Annotated in this window: 1 pseudogene; it reads right to left on the minus strand. The window is 73.8% G+C overall.

Annotated elements, in window-relative coordinates:
- Positions 1-313 (minus strand): annotated as a pseudogene (locus KUG39_RS17795) (DUF4912 domain-containing protein); the annotation flags it as partial.

Below are 313 nucleotides of genomic sequence, written 5' to 3' on the forward strand. Positions count from 1 at the left end.
ATCGGTGGCGCCGTAGACGATCAGCTCGGCATCGGCCACCAGCCAGAAGGAGCGCTGGCGGGGGGCCACCCCACCGATGCCCGAGGCACTGCGGCCGGAGGCCCAGGGGCCGGCGCCGGAGGCGGAGAATTCCCCACCGCCCTCGAGGCCGGCGGCGGAATCGATCTCGTGGAAAGCCTCGGATCCGCGGCCCAGACGGCGCCACTGGCTGGTGGCGCTCTGGTAGAGCCGCTCGTGCAGGCCGGAATCCACCGCTTCGGCGGGGGCGGGCAGGCTGGCGGTGGTGGAGGGGAAGGCGTCGAGGGAGAAGGGG

The organism is Synechococcus sp. CCAP 1479/10 (assembly GCF_019038515.1).
In the GTDB taxonomy this organism is placed as follows: Bacteria; Cyanobacteriota; Cyanobacteriia; order PCC-6307; family Cyanobiaceae; genus Cyanobium.